Source organism: Natronolimnohabitans sp. A-GB9 (assembly GCF_030848565.1).
Taxonomy (GTDB): domain Archaea; phylum Halobacteriota; class Halobacteria; order Halobacteriales; family Natrialbaceae; genus Natronolimnohabitans.
In genome coordinates this window covers 301872-319449 of the sequence record NZ_JAVDDV010000003.1, presented here as the reverse complement: position 1 = coordinate 319449, position 17578 = coordinate 301872, and the positions used below count along the sequence as shown (strand labels likewise).

Below are 17578 nucleotides of genomic sequence, written 5' to 3'. Positions count from 1 at the left end.
ACTGGTTTTCTGTGACGGCTGCTGCTCGACTTCCGCGCCGTGACGAGTCGATATCCCGCCAGCACGGCCGTGAACGCCCCGAAACGGGGACGGCAACCGTGTATATGCCCCGATGACTGTTTTCGCGGTCAACACCGGCATTTCGCGGGAAATCTGCGCTTTTGTCAGCAGAGGAACGGTAAGAGCCAATTTCGTCGGTCTGCTAACTCGTTTTGTGAGGTCTCAACGCGATCGTCATTCAGCAGACCAGAGTAATGGCAATTTCTTTCGGTCCGCAGTCTGCACCGACGGGCTTACAGGTCGGTTGGACGCGACCGACCGGATCAGTCGTCGGCCTCGTATTCGGCCCAGATATAGCGCGTAGCGACGCTCCGGTACGGGCGCCACGTCTCGGCAATCTCACGCATCTCCGTACGTGTCATCTCATCTGGTTCGTTTCCGTTTCCGTACAATTGCTCGATACCACGGCGAATCGCAAGGTCACCGAGTGGGAGTACGTCTTCGCGCTCGAGAACGAACAGCAGATACATCCGTGCCGTCCAGGCACCGATTCCCGTGATCTCGGTGAGGCGGTCGACGACTGCCTCGTCCGAGTGGTCGGCCAGCCCCTCCCGCGTGAGATCTTGCTCCTGGAATGCACGAGCAGCGTTTCGCATGTACTCGATCTTGCTCCGGGAGAGGCCGGCCGCCCGGAGGGCGTCGTCGTCCGCCTCGAGGACGGCGGCCGGAGTTACACCGTCTCGAAACAGTTCGAAGACGCGCTCTCTGACCGCCGCGGCACTGGCTGTCGAGAGCTGCTGGTTGATGATGGAGATACAGAGCCGCTCGAACTCGTCCCAGTCGCGTTCGGCGTACGGGTCGTGTTTCTCGACGAGGTCCGCCATGACCGGGTCCTGACGTAACACCTCGAGTGCTTCCTCGTTCATGTGTCCGAACCGAAAAACAGAAGCCGACGCGTCAAAGGCGTCTCGGTCGCACGACTGTGGCCGTCTCTGCGGAGACGCCGCGAATTCGCAACCGACGGCGCACTGACTGCTGTCCGGCAGTATGGACGCTACTCGAGGTGGTGGTAGTCGAGTTCGTACCCCTCCTCGAGGGCCTCCTGGACGGGTGGACTGGGGTCGCCGACGCCGCGTCGTCGAATCGAGAGTTCCCCGTCCTCGACGGAGACGAGGAGGTTGACACGCCACTCTCCGTCCGTCTCGGGGTAGTCGGTCCGGTAGTGTGCGCCCCTAGATTCGGTCCGCTCGAGGGCTGTGCGAAGCATCGCCTCGGCGACAGTGAGGCTGGCCGAGAGGTCGACGGCGTACTCGAATGATTTCGAGGTGAGCCCGCCGTCGACGTCCAGATCGGCCGTCCGCGCTCGCAACGCCTCGAGTTCCTCGAGGCCCGCCCGGAGCCCTGCCTCGTCACGGAGGATCCCGGCGTGGTTCCACAGTAGCTCCCCGAGGTCGTCGAGCAACGTCTGCGGCGCGACGTCGCCGTCGGCGTCAGCAAGCGCCTCGAGTGCGCGAAACTCCCGTTCCGCCAGCGTCCGCTGGCTGGCGGTTACGTCGGGGTCCGTATCGGCTTCGCCGATCACCGTGGCGACGTGTTCGCCGACGAGTTTACCGATCGCGACGGTCTCGGCCAGCGAGTTGCCGCCCAACCGGTTTGCGCCGTGGACGCCGGCGACCGCCTCGCCGACGGCGTACAGCCCCCCGACGCCAGTCTCGCCGGTTCGGAAGTCGATGTCGACGCCGCCCATCGTGTAGTGGGCCGTCGGGGCGACTTCCATCGGCTTCTCGGTGATGTCGACGCCGAGTGACTCGAAGCGCTCGACCATTGTCGGCAGTCGCTCGCGGACGTAGTCGTCGTCGCGGTGTGAGATGTCGAGGTAGACGCCGCCGTTTTCGGTTCCGCGACCTTCCTCGAGTTCACGACCGATAGCACGGGCGACGACGTCGCGGGCGTCGAGTTCCATCTGGTTCGGCGAGTAGCGTTCCATGAACCGTTCGCCTTCCGTATTGTAGAGGCGGCCACCTTCGCCGCGTACCGCCTCGGTGACGAGTCGGCCGTCCCACTCCTCGCCGTACCGTTCGCCGACCATCCCCGTCGGATGAAACTGGACGAACTCGAGGTCGAGCAGTCGGGCGCCGGCTTCGAGGGCCAGCGCCTGGGCGTCGCCGTTGTTCTCGTCGTCTCTCGAGGAGTGCCGATCGTAGAGCGCGGAGAACCCGCCGGCCGCGAGCACGACGTGATTCGACCGGAACAACAGCCCCTGTCCCGTCTCCATATCGAAGCCGACCGCGCCGACGACGCGGGTGCCGTCCGAGAGCAGCCGCGTGATCATCACGTTCTCGCGGTAGGGTACCTCGAGATCCCGCGCTCGCTCGATCAACGTCTCGAGCATCGCTTCGCCGGTTCGGTCGCCGACGAAGCAGGTGCGGCGGTACGACTGTGCGCCGAAGTAGCGCTGGTTGATCGTTCCGTCCTCGGTGCGATCGAGGGGCATTCCCCAGTCGGCGAGTTCGCGGATACGGGCGGGCATCTCCCGCGTCGTCAACTCGACGGCCTCGGGGTCGTTCAGCTGGTGGCCTTCGTCGAGCGTGTCCGCCGCGTGAATCGTCCAGTCGTCCTCCTCGTCGAGCGAGCCAAGCGCCGCGTTGACGCCACCGGCCGCCCACGTCGTGTGAGCGTCGCCGTGATCGCGCTTTCCGATCACCAGCGATTCGACCCCGGACTCGGCGAGTTCGATGGCGACGCGTGCGCCCGCTGCACCTGCGCCGATCACGAGGACGGGTGTTCTGACGGTCTCGTACTCGAGATCCGTCGACGTGGCGGTCTCGTACTCGAGTCGGTCCTCGACGCCCGCGGCGTCGCGGACGTGGGTCGGCTCTCGCCGGTCTGTCGTCGATCCGTCGCCGCCGGAGCGTTTTCCTGTCATCAACGTTACGTTAGTGCCGGGCGCATTTAGGTCGCGTTCCAAACGATGCAACGGTGTCGTTCGACCCGGCGCTTACGACGCTCGAGGACGTAACCGACGGCGAATGCAACCGGTCGTCCATCTCGCGGTCGGCTATCTCTGCTATGCGGGCTATACGCGTTGGCACGGAGACGGCACACCCGACGAGGCTCCCGCGCTGGCGGCGATCGTCGGCGCCGCGCTACCAGATCTGATCGACAAGCCGATCTGGCTCGCCGATCTCGTCGCCGTCGGCCGAACGATCGGTCACTCGCTGCTGTTTGCGATTCCGGTCGTCATCGCGGTCTGGCTGCTTACACGTGCTCGCGATCGTCCCGTCCTCGGTATCGCCTTCGCCATCGGGTACCTCTCGCATATCGCGACGGACGTTCCGTGGCACGTCATCTCGGGGGACGTCGACGAACTCGGCTTTCTCTTCTGGCCGCTGACGCCGATGCCGGCTTACACCGGAACGAAGCCACTGGGGACAGTGCCGGGGCTGGAGGTGACGGTCACGACGCTGTGGCTCGAGGCTGTCATCCTCGTCGCCGGGGTCGCGCTGTGGTGGGCCGACGGCCGGCCGGGAACCGACGTGATCCGCCGCGCGCTCAGCAGATGATGCGAACGTCCGCCCGACGTTATGCGATCCCAAGTGGAACTCGGCGCATGCCTCGTGTTCGACGGACGCTGGTCACGGTCGCGCTTGCGGGCTGGATCGGTGCGCTCGTCTCACAGCTCGCGGCGCTCAGGGCCGACGAGGAACCGACCGAAACGAGATGGACGAACAGACGCAACCTGTGTGTTCTCCTCTCGAGCATCACGATGAATACGGCCGTCGCGCTCACCGTCTACCGGTACGTCCGGCGATTCAGACGCTCATGACTCCGTCGTTGCCCTCGTATCGGCGACTTCGGGTGTCTCTGGTTCGACGTTCGCGAGTCGCATCGCGTTGCCCGTCACGCCGAGACTCATTCCCATGTCACCGATGACGACCGCGTGGATCACCGTCACGATCCCGAACGGCGCGCCCACAGCGAGGACCGCCTTCACCGCGAGGCTCGACCAGACGTTCTGGCGGATGACGCCGTTTGCCTTCCCCGAGAGTTCGTAGAGGTACGGCAGCCGGGTGAGGTCGTCGCCCATCAGCGCCACGTCGGCCGTCTCGAGCGCCGTGTCGGTTCCCGCTGCGCCCATCGCGACGCCGACGGTCGCGGTCGCGAGCGCGGGCGCGTCGTTGATCCCGTCGCCGACCATGGCGACGTGAGCGGGTTCGTCACTGTCGCCGTATTCCGCCTCGAGTCGGCGGATCCACTCGAGTTTCTCGTCGGGGAGCAGTTCGGCGTGATACTCGTCGATACCGACTTCCTCGGCGATGGCGCGGGCGGTGCCTTCGTTGTCGCCGGTGAGCATGACGACGCGGACGCCCTGGTCTTGCAGCCTGGAGACGGCCCACGCCGCCTCGGGTCGGACGCGATCCGCGACTGCGATGAGGCCGATCGGCCGGTCTTCGGAGCCGACGACCACGACGGTCTTCCCTTCGGCCTCGAGATCGGGAACGACCTCGGCGAGGACGTCGAGACAGCCCTCGCGGTCGCACTGTCCAGTCTCGCCGTACCCCATGTCGGCCAGCGAGACGCCGCCGTCGGTCGTCGCGTGGACGTGTTCGAGGTCGGCGAGTCCGTCGAAGAGGTCCGGCTTTCCGACGTAGTGGGTGGTGCCGTCGACCTCGCCGCGGACGCCTTTGCCCGCCAGGGCCTCGAAGTTCGAGACGGCCGGCTCGTCGGAATCGTCCGTGACGCCTGCCGCCTCGGCGTAGCCGACGATCGCCTGCCCGATCGGGTGTTCGCTTCGCCGTTCGAGGGCGCTCGCACGGCGCAAGACGTCGTCCTCGGTGGCGCCCTCGAGCGGGATCACGTCGGTCACCGAGAGATCACCCTCGGTCAGCGTCCCCGTCTTGTCGACCGCGAGGACGTCACTGTCGCCGACGGCCTCGAGGTGGCGTCCGCCCTTGATGAGGACGCCGTTGCGGGCCGCGCTGGTGATCCCGGAGACGACGCTGACGGGCGTCGAGATGACCAGCGCACAGGGACAGGAGATCACGAGCAGCGTCAGTCCGACGACGAACCAGTAGCTCCAGGACGCGCCGAACAGCAGGGGCGGCGCGAACGCGGCAGCGGCCGCGAGGACGACGACGATCGGCGTATAGACGCTCGCGAAGCGGTCGATGAACTGCTCGCGTTCGGTCTTTTCCCGTTCGGCGTCTTCGACCATACGGACGATTCGGGCGAGCGTGGAATCGTCGGCTTCGCTCTCGACTTCGATCTCGAGGTAGCCCGACTCGGGGATCGTCCCGGCGTAGACCTCGTCGCCTGTGAGCTTGTCCTCGGGGACGCTCTCGCCGGTGATCGGCGACTGGTCGACTGCACTCTCACCTTCGATGACGACCCCATCGGCCGGGATCTTCTCGCCCGGTCGAACGACGACCACGTCACCGATCTCGAGATCCTCGGCGGGAACGGTCTCCTCGCTGCCGTCCTCGCGCTTGACGGTCGCAGTGTCGGGCGAGAGCTCCATCAGTTCGCGCAGCGAGTCCCGCGCCCGGTCCATCGAGAACCGCTCTAAGAGTTCGGCGACGCTGAAGAGGACGGCGAGCATCGCCCCCTCGAAAGGGTGGTGGGTCGCGACGCTGGCGACGATACCGAGACTCATCAGGAAGTCGATGTCGAGACTCCGATTGCGTGCAGAGTAGTAGCCGTTCCGTAGAATCGGGGTCCCTGCGACGACGACGGCCGCGATGAACAGCAGGTGTGAGAGCGCGTAGGTCCGGCCGGCGACGGTCCACAGCGCGGGATCGAGACCCGGGACGACGAACTCGAGGGCCATCCCGATTGCGACGACGACGCCGCCGACCGCGGTCCCGACGGCCCGGCGGCTCTTCCAGACCGACTCCTCGTCGCCGACCGGATCGCCGTCGGCGATCGGTGACGCCTCGTAGCCGGCACCCTCGATCGCCTCGGTTACCCGCTCGGAGTCGGTTCCCTCGGCTACGGTCACCGTCACCCGGCCCGACGCCGGCCGTGTCTCGATCTCGTCGACGCCGTCGGTGGCCTCGAGGGCGTTCTCGACCTTCGAGGCACAGGAGGGACAGTCCATATCCGGCACCGAGAACGTGCGTTCGGCCGCCCGGCTTTCGATCTCGTAGCCGGCCGCGCGAACGCGCTCGCGGATCTCGGCGTCGCTCGTCTGTGTCGGATCGTAGGTGACGACGAGCCGTCCGCTCGTGACCCGCGGTTCGATCCCGTCGATTCCCTCGAGGCGCTCGACGCTGTTCTCGACCTTGCCGGCACAGGAAGGACAGTCCATCTCCGGGACCCGAAGCTCGAGGGTCCGACTCGAGTCGGGGGACGTGGAGGGTGACGACTCGCTCATCGCTCTCCACTAGTCGGGGCGAAACCTTACGGGTTATTTGGCGTGCGCCAAACAATAGATGATGCCTCATATAAAACATCAAACTTGGCATATATAAGTGCAGAAATGAAGGTAGTAGTCTCAAGGAGATGAATAGTACCGACATATCGGTGATACTCCAATCAATCGGACGACAGCCTCGAGAAGGGAGCGGATACCTGACCTATACTCCAATACGAAAACCAGATATCGACCAATGATTTATAGCAATAATTTTGTATAGTTAAAATATACATTTCGTCTCAAGAGATGGAGTGAGACTTCACAGATATTATAGCCATACCGACAAGAATCCTTGGCAAATAGTTGTGTATTATTACTCCACTACCATAATTAATGTAGTGGCATTATCTGAACATTATACATCTTCATAAAGCAGATAACATATCTGGTTGGTTGAAATTTAACACTGTATTCCCTATGTATATAATTGCGATGGAAGAAAAAGTCAACCGGAAGATGGACTAGAATGTAATCGGACCCGGCGACGAATGCTCGGAACGATTACCGGGATCGGGGCAACCACCTTCGTCATTCCGACTGCTGCAGCAAACGACGAAAACGAGTCCAACATAAAGAAAAATAATGGAGAAGATAGGGGAAATAAATCTAATAAAAGGGGAAATAATGGGAGAGGTGGTGGGGATAAGTCTAACAAAAGTGTAGATGATGATCTCCCTGATTGGATAAATGAAACGCCGGAGAACGAAGTAGAACTCATAGACGCCGAGAGTCAGCCGTCAAACGACAGTAACGATTTCGAGATACAGACCCCTGATCCTGAGTGGCAAAAGGGGTTCGACTTTGAGGCAGGGGGTAGAGAGTTCGAAGCTACACTATCGATTTACGATATGGATGATCCGATTTGTAACTACGGGATCACAATCTCGACGGGAATTTACTCTGGCAGTGGTGACCGAGTCGATTGCGAGGGATCAAATTCACTTGGAGTAGACGTTATCGTTGCGGACGTCGAAGTCACTATTGAGCCGCTAAGTGGAACCTTCTTTGAAGATGGTCTCCGATTGACTGGAGAAGTCTGTGTCGGTGGGTGGAGAATTGAAGAGTGCGACGATATGAGTATCGAATTCGAGTTCTGACTGAATAACAGCACACTTTTATCCCTCTTTCCCCATACTTAAACTCACATACAAGTATCATGAAGACGACATCCACTATGCCTGGCCCTGAACACCCTTACGAACGAACGAACGGTCACCGGCGTTCTCGTCCACCCGTTGGCGCTTTTCACTGCCTTCGTCGGTCCCGCCGTCGTGTACGCCGTTTCGGACGACGAGTTCACCCGGGAGAACGCCCGCCACGCCCTCAACTGGCACGTCACTGTGGTTGCGTTGGTGATTCTTACAGCCACAACGGTCCTTCTCGGTGCTGACGAGATCACCGTCGGCGGAGCAGCAACCGAACTATCACTGCTCCCGTCACCGGTCGATACGGTGTTTACAGTCGTCGGCTTACTCGCGTTGCTCGCAACTATGGTCGCGGTGTTCGCCACGTTCGCGTACGCTGTCGTCGCCACCCTGAGGGCGATCTCCGGTTCGGTGTGGCGATACCCCGGCGCAATCGACGTCGTCGGCCGTTTCCTGTAGTCTGTCAGTTGCTTCCTGTTCAACCACACTCGACAGTTCAGCGTTCCGCAGCGAGTGCCTCGATCGAGTCGTCTTCCGCGACGAACGCCGTCGCGAGGCTCTCCTCGGCCCGGCGGAGCCGATAGGAGAGCGTCGATCGCGGCACGCCGAGGTCGTCGGCGAGGTCGCCGAGTTCGATCTGCCGCGGCGTTTCGTAGTAGCCGTGTTCGACGGCCGCGTGAAGCGCCTCTCGTTGTTCGCTCGGCAACGAGGTCTCAGGACCAACGTCGACGTCACCGTGATCGGGATCGAGTTCCGTCAGTCGCAACATCTCCATCCCCGTACAGTCGCCGACCTCTTGACCCAGCGCGTCGAAAAAGTCGTGAATCGGCGCGTCGTTTCCCAGCACGATTCGCCAGCGGTAGCGCCGGCCCTCGCGGTAGGTCTCGAACAGCAGCCCCTCGCCGAGGTACTCGAGCGCGACGTGGGGGACCGACGTACAAACGTCGGTGCGGTCCCAGTAGGTATAGACCACCAGGGTGTCGCTCGATCGGTCCAGTACCTGCACCTCGCAATCCGCGCCGCAGTCGTCCTTGACCAGACAGTCCGCGAAGAACTCGCTGGTCTCGTAGGCCTCCTCGAGGGCTTCCAGTGCTTCCGCCGGCCCCTCCGCGTGATCGACCCGCCAGAGGCTGTCGCTGGTGACGTGACACGACAGCGAGCGGATCGACGCCTCGGGGTAGTCGGCGAGGACGTCGGCGACCGGGTTCGTCCCGGCTTCGTACTCGAGGGCGAAGACGAACTTTCTCATACTAGCGTCGACGTGGCCGTCCTGAATAGGAGTCCCGGTTATCGCATCACGAACAGTAGTCACTACGAGAACGATCTCGAACGGTCCGATCTGTCGATTCGCTATCGTTTCGTTTTCAGTACGTGATGTCAGACGAGACGCTCATTACAGGCTATCAATACTTTATTTGTTGGTATGGGAAGAAAATACAACCCATCGAAAGAGAAACGAGACGGAAGCGACGCGACTAGATCCGATCTCAATCGCCGTCGGTTCCTCGCGTTGACCGGAGCGAGTGCCAGCGCGCTGGCGATCGGATCGACGCCGGCGGTTGCCGGGCCGGAGTACCAGGACGTCACCGACGTCTCCGGCTTCAGTTGCGACCACCCGCAGTTCACCTGCGGTCGGCAGGTGCGAGCCGCCGACGGGATGATCTCGACGGTCGATCCGATCGCCGGTGGCGTCGCCGCGCGGGTCCTACGTGAGGGCGGGAACGCCATCGACGCGGCGATCGCGATCCAGTACGTCCTGACCGTCACCCAGCCTCACGGCTCGGGCATCGGCGGAGGTGGCTTCATGGTCATCTACGACGCTGAGTCCGACTCGGTCGAAGTGGTCAACAGCCGAGAACGTGCTTCTCAGACTGCAACGCCGGACCTCTACCGCCACGAGGGGGAGTACGACCAGGACATCCAGACCGGAGAGGCGATGGGGACACCCGGTACCGTGGCCGGCCTCGAAACCGCCCGCGAACTGTTCGGGACCAGGTCCCGCCAGCGGCTGATCAACCCGGCGATCGACCTCGCACGCCGCGGGTTCACGGTCGACTGGTTCCTCGCCGAGCAGATCCACGAGAACACGAACAAGTTCAACGACGCGGCCCTCGGGGCCTACAGCGACGCCCAGGGGAACCTCTACGAGGAGGGGGACACGATGACGAACCCGGACCTCGCGGACACCCTGGAGATCATCAGACGCGAGGGCGCCGAGGGCTTCTACGAGGGGCCGGTCGCCGAGGACGTCGCCGAGACGATCGCGTCCTACGCTCGGGATCCCGATCAGGTCGTCGACGAACGCGACCTCGCCGACTACGACGTGACGCTCGACGAGCCGGTCCGCAAGGAGTGGTACGACGTCGAACTCGTCGGTCAGCCGATGCCAAGCTCCGGACCGACGGTCGCGGCGATGGTCCTTCGGGTGCTCGAGTTCCTCGACGTCGACGAGTACGACGTCCGTTCGGCCGAAAAGTACCACCTGATCGCGGAGTCGCTGTACTCCTGTTGGGCCGATCGGATGGAGTACATGGGCGACGACGAGTTCGTCGACGTGCCAGTCGACGAACTGCTCTCGGACGACTACCTCCAGTCGCGCGCCGACGAGATCGAGTTCGGCGACACGGTCTTCCCCGACGATGGGACCATGCCGCCGGGTGACCCAACGCCGGACGGACGTGGTGCCGGTGAAACCACCCATTTCTCCGTGATCGACAAGTGGGGCAACGCCGTCTCGTACACCTCGACTATCGAGCAGTTCATGGGCTCGGGCAAGATGGTCCCTGGGCGCGGATTCCTGCTCAACAACGAACTCACGGACTTCGACGCGGAGCCGGGCGGACCGAACGAGCCCGACGCCTGGAAGCGCCCGCTCTCGAGTATGAGTCCGATGATGGTGATGCGCGACGGGACGCCGGAGTTTACGGCGGGCTCGCCGGGCGGCTGGGCGATCGTCAGTGCGACGTTCCAGACCATCCTCCACCGGTACGTCTACGACCTCGACCCGCTCGGTTCGATCACCGAGCCGCAGGTGTACACGCACCACTTCGGCGGCGTCGAGTGGGAAGAAGGCGTCCCAACCGAGACTCGAGAGACACTCGCAGACTGGGGCCACGATCTGGACGAATCACCCAGCACCATCGGCAACGTCCAGGCCATCGGCGTCGAGGACGACGAACTGGTCGGTGCCGCCGACCCCAGCCGCGACGGTCAGGCTGTCGGCTACGACCGCGGCGGTCTCGACCGGGCTCGCGGCGCCGGCCAGGGACGCGGCCGGTCCGACTGAGAGCGACGCGCCCGGTGGAAACCGGTACGTCGCCGGTGTTGTGAACCCGACACGTCCCACCGAATTTCCGCTCGGGAACCGTACATCACCTCGATAGCCGCTCCGACGATCGAGGGACGACTCGGCGATTTCTATAGTAACAACTGCAACGGTTTACACACTGATCGCCGATCCGTCTGGCGATCAGGTGTGCAATGACTTGCAGTGGCTACTATAGCCGTTCTACCGATGAGACACGACACCGTCGATCCACACGGCTGCGAGTCGAGTGCCCGAACAGAACGAAAACGGAAAGCAAAGCGAGGGTCGGCTATGCCTCAGCTGGACAAGCGGTGGTTATACTACCTGACAACAGTCACTACCCACCCAATCGCGTCTCGAGTGCGATCGGTGTGTGCATCGTGTTGTCCGGCAGTATTAGAAGCCCTTGCCGAGCATCTCGCGAGCGATGATGTTCTTCTGGATCTCGGTGGTGCCCTCGTAGATCTGCGTGATCTTGGCGTCGCGGTAGAGCCGCTCGACGGGGAAGTCGTTGACGTAGCCGGCGCCGCCGTGGATCTGGACGGCCTCGTCGGCGACGTCGACGGCCACACGCGAGGCGTACTCCTTGGCCATCGAGGCGAGCTTCGTGATGTCCTTGCCCTGGTCGACGTTCCAGGCGGCCTTGTAGGTCAGGTTACGGGCGGCTTCGGTCCGAGTCTCCATGTCGGCGAGTTTGTGCTGGATGGCCTGGAACTCGCTGATCGACTGGCCGAACTGTTCGCGGTCCTGGGCGTACTCGAGGGCGGCACGCGTCGCGCCCTTTGCGATGCCGACGCCCTGTGCGGCGACTGCGGTGCGGGTCTCGTCGAAGAACTGCATCTGTTGCATGAACGCGGCGTCTCTGGTACCGACGAGGTTCTCCTCGGGGACGCGGACGTCGTCGAAGACGACTTCGGCGGTGTCGGAAGCGCGGATCCCGAGCTTGCCGGTGATCTTCTCCGTGTTGACGCCGTCGCGGTCGGTCTCGACGATGATCTGGCTGAAGCCGTTGTAGCGGCCCTCGGCGTCGGGATTCGTCTCACAGAGCACGACGAGGAAGTCGGCGACGGTCCCGTTGGTGATCCACATCTTGGTGCCGTTTATCACCCATTCGTCGCCGTCTTTCTCCGCGGCTGCGCCGCTCAGTTCCGCGCCGTCTTGGGCCTCGCGTTTCTCGGCACGCGTCGAGACCGAGGAGACGTCCGATCCAGTGTCGGGTTCGGAGATCGCGGCACCGGAGACCTTCTCGCCGAGTGCGACTGGCTCGAGGAACCGCTCTTTCTGGTCTTCGGTCCCGAAGTTCATGATCGCCTCACAGCCGAACGACGCCGAGACGATCGAGAGCGCGATTCCTGGGTCGTAGGAGAACAACTCCTCGGTGATGATCGCGGTATCGAGGATGGAGTAGCCAGCGCCGCCGTACTCGATCGGAATGTACGGGCCGGTCAGTCCCATCTCGGCGGCTTTGTCGACGACGTCGTGTGGGTACTTCTCTTCCGTGTCGTACTCTTCGGCGACCGGAACGATTTCGTTCTCGGCGAACCGGGCGACCTCGTCACGGATTTGCGCTTGCTCGTCGGTGAGACCGAATTCCATGGGAACGAGTTGCGACCCCCAGCGATAAAGAAGTTTGTAACCTGAAGTAAACGGAACTCCAGTTTCATGTTCCGCGAGGGAAACGTTCAAACCCGTTCCCATTGGTACTGTAATCATGGAACTGGAAGATATCAACACCGTCGCAGTTCTCGGCGCAGGAAACATGGGCCACGGTATCGCGGAGGTCGTCGCGATGGCCGGCTACGACGTCAACATGCGCGATATCAAAGAGGAGTTCGTCCAGAACGGCTACGAACAGATCGAGTGGTCGCTGAACAAACTCGCCGAGAACGACCAGCTCTCCGAGGAGGAAGCTGACGCCGCCCTCGAGCGTGTGACACCGTTCGTCGACATGGGGGAGGCCTGTGGCGACGCCGACGTCGTCATCGAGGCCGTTCCCGAGCAGATGGAGATCAAGAAAGACGTCTATACTGAACTCGAGGACGTCGCCCCCGATCGGGCGATCTTCGCGACCAATACCTCGAGTCTCTCGATCTCGGAGCTCGCCGACGTCACCGAGCGTCCCGGCCAGTTCTGCGGGATGCACTTTTTCAACCCGCCGGTCCGGATGGATCTCGTCGAGGTCATCTCGGGCGCCGAAACCGACGAGGAGACCCTCGAGGTAATCGAAGCCCTCGCTGAGGACGTCGGCAAGACGCCCGTCCGTGTCCACAAGGACTCGCCCGGGTTCATCGTCAATCGCGTACTCGTTCCACTCATGAACGAGGCCTGCTGGCTCGTCCACGAGGACGAGGCGACGATCGCCGCAGTCGACTCGACGACGAAATACGGCATGGGACTGCCGATGGGCAGTTTCGAACTCGGCGACCAGGTCGGCAACGACGTCAGCTACCACGTCCTCGAGTACATGCACGAGGTGCTGGGCGACGCCTACGAGCCGTGTCCGCTCCTCGAGGAGAAAGTCGAGAACGAAGAGCTCGGCAAGAAGACCGGGAAGGGCTTTTACGACTACGAGGACGGGGACGGCGCCCAGATCCCCTCCGACGAACAGTCCGAACTCGTCGAGCGGCGCCTCGTCGCCTCGATGGCCAACGAGGTGGCCAAACTGATCGGCAACGACGTCGCCCCGCCGGAATCGATCGACGAGGCGACCAAACTCGGCGCCGGTTTCCCCGACGGCCCCGTCAAGCTGGTCGACGAGTTCGGCATCGAAGACGCCCTCGAGACCCTCGAAGAAGCCTACGAGGAAACGGGCCACGAGCGCTACGAACCCGCAGACTACCTCGAAGAGCGCGCCGAGGAAGGCGGCTTCTACGAGACCGACGCCGACGAAGGGGCGACCGAGTTCGAGGCGATCCGCATCGAGTACCCCGATGAGATGGTCGGCCACATCGTCGTCGACCGCCCCCACCGGATGAACACGATCAGCAGCCAGCTGCTTGCGGAACTCTCCGAGGCGATCGACCTCCTCGAAGCGGACGACGAGGTTCGGTCGATCCTGCTTACGGGTGCCGGGGAGAAAGCGTTCTCCGCGGGCGCGGACATCCAGAGCATGGCCGCGGGCGGCGCCGATCCGATCGAGGCGACGGAGCTCTCGAAGACCGGTCAGACGGTCTTCGGGAAGCTCGAAGCCTGCGAGATGCCGGTCGTCGCCGGTATCGACGGCTACTGTCTCGGTGGCGGGATGGAGCTGTCGATGTGTGCCGACCTCCGTATCGCCAGCGAACGCTCCGAGTTCGGCCAGCCCGAACTCGACCTCGGTCTCATCCCCGGCTGGGGCGGCACCCAGCGACTGCCGAACATCGTCGGCGAAGGTCGCGCAAAAGAGATCATCCTCACGGCCGACCGCTTCGACGCCGAGACCATGGCGGAGTACGGCTTCGTCAACGAGGTCGTCGACAACGACGAACTCGAGGATCGCGCACTCGAGCTCGCGGCCGACCTCGCCGGCGGTCCGCCGATCGCCCACCGATACACCAAACGCGCGATGCTCGCCGGCCGCGACGATACCGACGCTGGCCTCGAGTACGAGGCCTCTGCTTTCGGCCAACTGATGGCGACCGACGACCTCATGGAGGGGATCACGGCCTTCATGGGTGACGACGAACCGGAGTTCGAAGGAACGTAGTCGCTCGATCGGCGACCGCTATCCGATCTGATCGTGTTATTTACTATACTGTTAGTAAATAATGGTGGGCGCGAGATTTATCATCCGGAAGCACCATTGCTGATCCGTGGCTGTAACGATGAAAAGAACGGAGGGGGCGACCGATGGGTGACGACCGCGAAGTACTCGTCGTCGACGACGAGACGCGTCTCGCGGATCTCTTCGCGGCGTGGCTTCGAGGAGAGTGGGCCGTCGAGACGGCCTACGACGGTCGAGAGGCCCTCGAGAAGATGTCCGATTCGGTCGACGTCGTGTTGCTCGATCGCCGGATGCCGGGGCTGTCCGGCGACGAGGTCCTCGAGCGAATCCGCGAGCTGGGGTACGACTCGCGGATCGTGATGGTGACGGCGGTCGACCCCGACTTCGATATCATCGAGATGGGGTTCGACGATTACCTGGTCAAGCCGGTCTCGAAGGACGAACTCGTCGACATCGTCGACGACGTCGCCGCCAGATCGGCGTACGAGTCGGACATCCGCGAGTACTACGCGCTCGTCTCGAAGAAGGCGCTGTTGGAATCCGAAAAGACTGACCGCGAACTCGCGGACAACGAGGAGTATCTGGACCTCCGTGATCGCATCAGCGAACTCGAGACCTGTGTCGACGAGCAGGTCGCCGACCTCTCGACACACGAGGAGTTCGTCGGAGCGTTTCAGGATCTGCAGTCCACGAACTGACCGCGAGACACACTGTCGAACTCGAGGCGATCTGTTTAGCGCTTTCGACGAGTCGTCGTCAGCAGATCGCTTACGGCGCCTGCCCGTAGATCAGGTTCCGCTGGATCTCGTTTGCACCTTCGTAGATGACCGGAACGCGAGCGTCACGGTAGACGCGAGCGATCCGTCGTTCGTCGAGCACCGACCGGCCGCCGTGGAACTGCATCCCCTGCTCGGAGACGTCGACGGCCGCCTCCGTCGCACACGTCTTCGCCAGCGCTGCCCAGTAGCCGTCGTTCTCGCCGTTTGCAACCTTTTCGCAGGCTCGCCACGTGAGCGCTCGGGCGCGTTCGAAATCCAGGAGCATGTCCGCGAGCCCGTGTTGGACGGCCTGAAACTCGTTTATCGTTCGGCCGAACTCCTCGCGGTCGTGGACGAACTCCCAGGTCGTCTCGATGGCCGCAGCCGAAAGCCCCAGCCCGTGGCCAGCAACGGCGACGCGGCCGTGATTGAAGAACTCCGCGAGCATCCAGAAGCCGGCCCCCTCCGCACCGATCAGATTCTTTTCGGGAATTCGGCAGTTCTCGAGTTCGATGTGGGCCTGCTTTGAGGCGCGCATCGCCATCTTCTCGGGGATGTGTTCGGCCTCGTAGCCGTCGGTGTCGGTCGGGACGATAAACAACGAGTGGTTGCCATAGCGGTTGGTCTCGTCGTCGTCGGTTCGCGCATAGAGGGTGATCCAGTCGGCCTCGACGCCGTTGCCGATCCAGTACTTCTCGCCGTCGAGGACGTATTCGTCGCCGTCTTTCTCCGCCGTCGTCTCCATCCCCGTGAGGTCGCTGCCGGTGTCCGGTTCCGAGACGGCCAGTCCCGAGCGCATCTCGCCTTCTGCGACCGGTCGAATGTACTCCTCGCACTGCTCGTCGGTTCCGTACTCGTAGGTCATCTCACAGCCGAAACTGGCCAACTGAAGCGTCAGCGCGATACCCGCGTCCGCCCGGTAGAACTCCTCGGTGAGCGCGAGCAACTGCGGAAGGTCCAGTCCGCGACCGCCCCACTCCTCCGGGATGTCCTGGGCGACGAGGTTGGCTTCACGGCCCGCCTCGAGGATCTCCTCGGGGTACTCCCCGGCCTGGAAGTACTCCTGTGCGTTCGGTTCGATGTGTTCGCGTGCGAACTCCCGGGCTTCGGACTTGATGTCGCGGGCGTGTTCCGGAACGATGCTGTCGTCGAGCAGTTCCATGTACTGGCATACGGTGGCACGGTGGATATAGCCGCGGGGCAACTGTGCAAGCACTGATACGGTCTCCTGTCGTCATGTCCCGGTAATCAGCCGTGACAGTCGCTACTGAAACAGTTATAAACGGTTCTGAATACTCAAAACGACGTTCGGTTGTTTTGTGACTCGAGTTCGACGCAGCGAGTATGACAAACCGAGAGACCAACGGCGATTACGAGCGGACCACTGACCTCCTGGACGACGTCGGCCGGCGAACGTTTCTCGCCGCTGGGAGCGGCCTGAGTGCGATGGCGGTTGCCGGTTGTGTATCGGAGAACGGATCGACCGACGGCGAACCCACGGACGAGGAGACACAGACGGGTTCGACCGCCGACGGGAACTTCCGACTGCTCATCAGCGACATGCCGGCCGACATCGGTGACTTCGATCGACTGGACGTCAGCTTCGATTCCGCTCGCGTCTTCGACGGCGAATCAAGCGAGCCGGATACCGACGATGCTGACGGTGAGCACGATAGCGACGCCGACCCCGAATCGGACGACGAAGACGTCCCCGAACCGGGCGACGGGGCAAACGACGGGATCGATCGCCGACGTGGATTCTACGTCCTCGATCTCGAGGGGGCGACGGTCGACCTCACGACCGTGATCGGCGACAAAGCGACGCCCGTCTTCGACGGGGAACTGTCGCCGGGGACCTACGAGAAGATCGAACTCCACGTCGAAGACGTCGAGGGGATCGTCGACGGCAAGGAGGCGAACGTGAAGGTTCCCAGCGAGAAACTCCAGATTACACACTCCTTCGAGATCGAGGGCGACGAGCCCGTCAGTTTCGTGTTCGACATCAACGTGGTCAAACGTGGACAGGGCAACGACTACAACTTGACGCCCGTGATCTCGGAAAGCGGCGTCGCGGGCGAGGACGTCGCTGTCGAGGAGGTTCCGGCCGACGAAGACGACGAGGCCGACGAAGCCAGCGAGGAGGACGATAGCGACGCTGGCGACGACAATGACGGTGACGACGGGGACGACGACGCCGACGAGAGCTCGGCGACTGACGACGAATCGTAGGCCCGGAACTCGATAGCAACA

The 17578-nt window shown here is 62.8% G+C and carries 14 protein-coding genes; 8 read left to right on the top strand and 6 right to left on the bottom strand.

What is annotated here, in order from left to right:
• Window positions 1–323: 323 nt before the first annotated feature.
• The gene (locus RBH26_RS06570) at window positions 324–926 is read right to left on the bottom strand and encodes a DNA-3-methyladenine glycosylase 2 family protein (protein ID WP_306757349.1); all 603 of its coding nucleotides are present in this window, start codon (window positions 924–926) and stop codon (window positions 324–326) included.
• Window positions 927–1054: 128 nt separating this feature from the next.
• Complete coding sequence (locus tag RBH26_RS06565; protein ID WP_306757348.1) at window positions 1055–2926, bottom strand: FAD-dependent oxidoreductase; 1872 nt, start codon at window positions 2924–2926, stop codon at window positions 1055–1057.
• 103 nt (window positions 2927–3029) lie between these two features.
• Here RBH26_RS06565 and RBH26_RS06560 point away from each other — a divergent pair, with 103 nt between their 5' ends.
• Window positions 3030–3563, top strand: coding sequence for a metal-dependent hydrolase (locus tag RBH26_RS06560; protein WP_306757347.1), 534 nt, complete (start codon window positions 3030–3032; stop codon window positions 3561–3563).
• A gap of 47 nt (window positions 3564–3610) precedes the next feature.
• Complete coding sequence (locus tag RBH26_RS06555; RefSeq protein ID WP_306757346.1) at window positions 3611–3826, top strand: hypothetical protein; 216 nt, start codon at window positions 3611–3613, stop codon at window positions 3824–3826.
• On the opposite strand, the gene RBH26_RS06550 is transcribed toward RBH26_RS06555, so the two are convergent.
• Window positions 3821–6373 carry a heavy metal translocating P-type ATPase gene (locus RBH26_RS06550; RefSeq protein WP_306757345.1) on the bottom strand — a complete coding sequence of 851 codons (2553 nt, stop codon included), beginning with the start codon at window positions 6371–6373 and terminating at the stop codon, window positions 3821–3823. The two genes, RBH26_RS06555 and RBH26_RS06550, sit on opposite strands and share 6 nt — an antisense overlap.
• A gap of 530 nt (window positions 6374–6903) precedes the next feature.
• Between RBH26_RS06550 and RBH26_RS06545 the strand changes: the two genes are divergently transcribed.
• On the top strand, window positions 6904–7512 hold the full coding sequence (locus tag RBH26_RS06545) for a hypothetical protein (RefSeq protein ID WP_306757344.1): 609 nt from the start codon (window positions 6904–6906) through the stop codon (window positions 7510–7512).
• Window positions 7513–7686: 174 nt separating this feature from the next.
• The gene (locus RBH26_RS06540) at window positions 7687–8019 is read left to right on the top strand and encodes a DUF4870 domain-containing protein (protein ID WP_306757343.1); all 333 of its coding nucleotides are present in this window, start codon (window positions 7687–7689) and stop codon (window positions 8017–8019) included.
• A 37-nt stretch (window positions 8020–8056) separates the two neighbouring features.
• On the opposite strand, the gene RBH26_RS06535 is transcribed toward RBH26_RS06540, so the two are convergent.
• On the bottom strand, window positions 8057–8809 hold the full coding sequence (locus RBH26_RS06535) for a helix-turn-helix domain-containing protein (protein ID WP_306757342.1): 753 nt from the start codon (window positions 8807–8809) through the stop codon (window positions 8057–8059).
• A gap of 174 nt (window positions 8810–8983) precedes the next feature.
• On the opposite strand from RBH26_RS06535, the gene ggt reads away from it, so the two are divergent.
• A complete protein-coding gene (gene ggt, locus RBH26_RS06530) occupies window positions 8984–10846 on the top strand; it encodes a gamma-glutamyltransferase (protein ID WP_306757341.1) in 1863 nt (620 codons plus the stop codon).
• A gap of 417 nt (window positions 10847–11263) precedes the next feature.
• Here ggt and RBH26_RS06525 read toward each other — a convergent pair whose 3' ends face one another.
• Window positions 11264–12463 carry an acyl-CoA dehydrogenase family protein gene (locus RBH26_RS06525; protein ID WP_306757340.1) on the bottom strand — a complete coding sequence of 400 codons (1200 nt, stop codon included), beginning with the start codon at window positions 12461–12463 and terminating at the stop codon, window positions 11264–11266.
• Between the two features lie 115 nt (window positions 12464–12578).
• Between RBH26_RS06525 and RBH26_RS06520 the strand changes: the two genes are divergently transcribed.
• Together RBH26_RS06520 and RBH26_RS06515 are read left to right on the top strand one after the other, a co-directional pair.
• Window positions 12579–14552, top strand: a complete 1974-nt coding sequence (locus tag RBH26_RS06520) for a 3-hydroxyacyl-CoA dehydrogenase/enoyl-CoA hydratase family protein (RefSeq protein WP_306757339.1) — start codon at window positions 12579–12581, stop codon at window positions 14550–14552.
• Window positions 14553–14695: 143 nt separating this feature from the next.
• Window positions 14696–15268 carry a HalX domain-containing protein gene (locus RBH26_RS06515; protein ID WP_306757338.1) on the top strand — a complete coding sequence of 191 codons (573 nt, stop codon included), beginning with the start codon at window positions 14696–14698 and terminating at the stop codon, window positions 15266–15268.
• 70 nt (window positions 15269–15338) lie between these two features.
• On the opposite strand, the gene RBH26_RS06510 is transcribed toward RBH26_RS06515, so the two are convergent.
• Entirely contained in the window at window positions 15339–16490 is a 1152-nt protein-coding gene (locus tag RBH26_RS06510) for an acyl-CoA dehydrogenase (protein WP_306757337.1), read from the bottom strand.
• Between the two features lie 182 nt (window positions 16491–16672).
• Here RBH26_RS06510 and RBH26_RS06505 point away from each other — a divergent pair, with 182 nt between their 5' ends.
• Window positions 16673–17557 carry a DUF4382 domain-containing protein gene (locus tag RBH26_RS06505; RefSeq protein ID WP_306757336.1) on the top strand — a complete coding sequence of 295 codons (885 nt, stop codon included), beginning with the start codon at window positions 16673–16675 and terminating at the stop codon, window positions 17555–17557.
• Window positions 17558–17578: the final 21 nt, after the last annotated feature.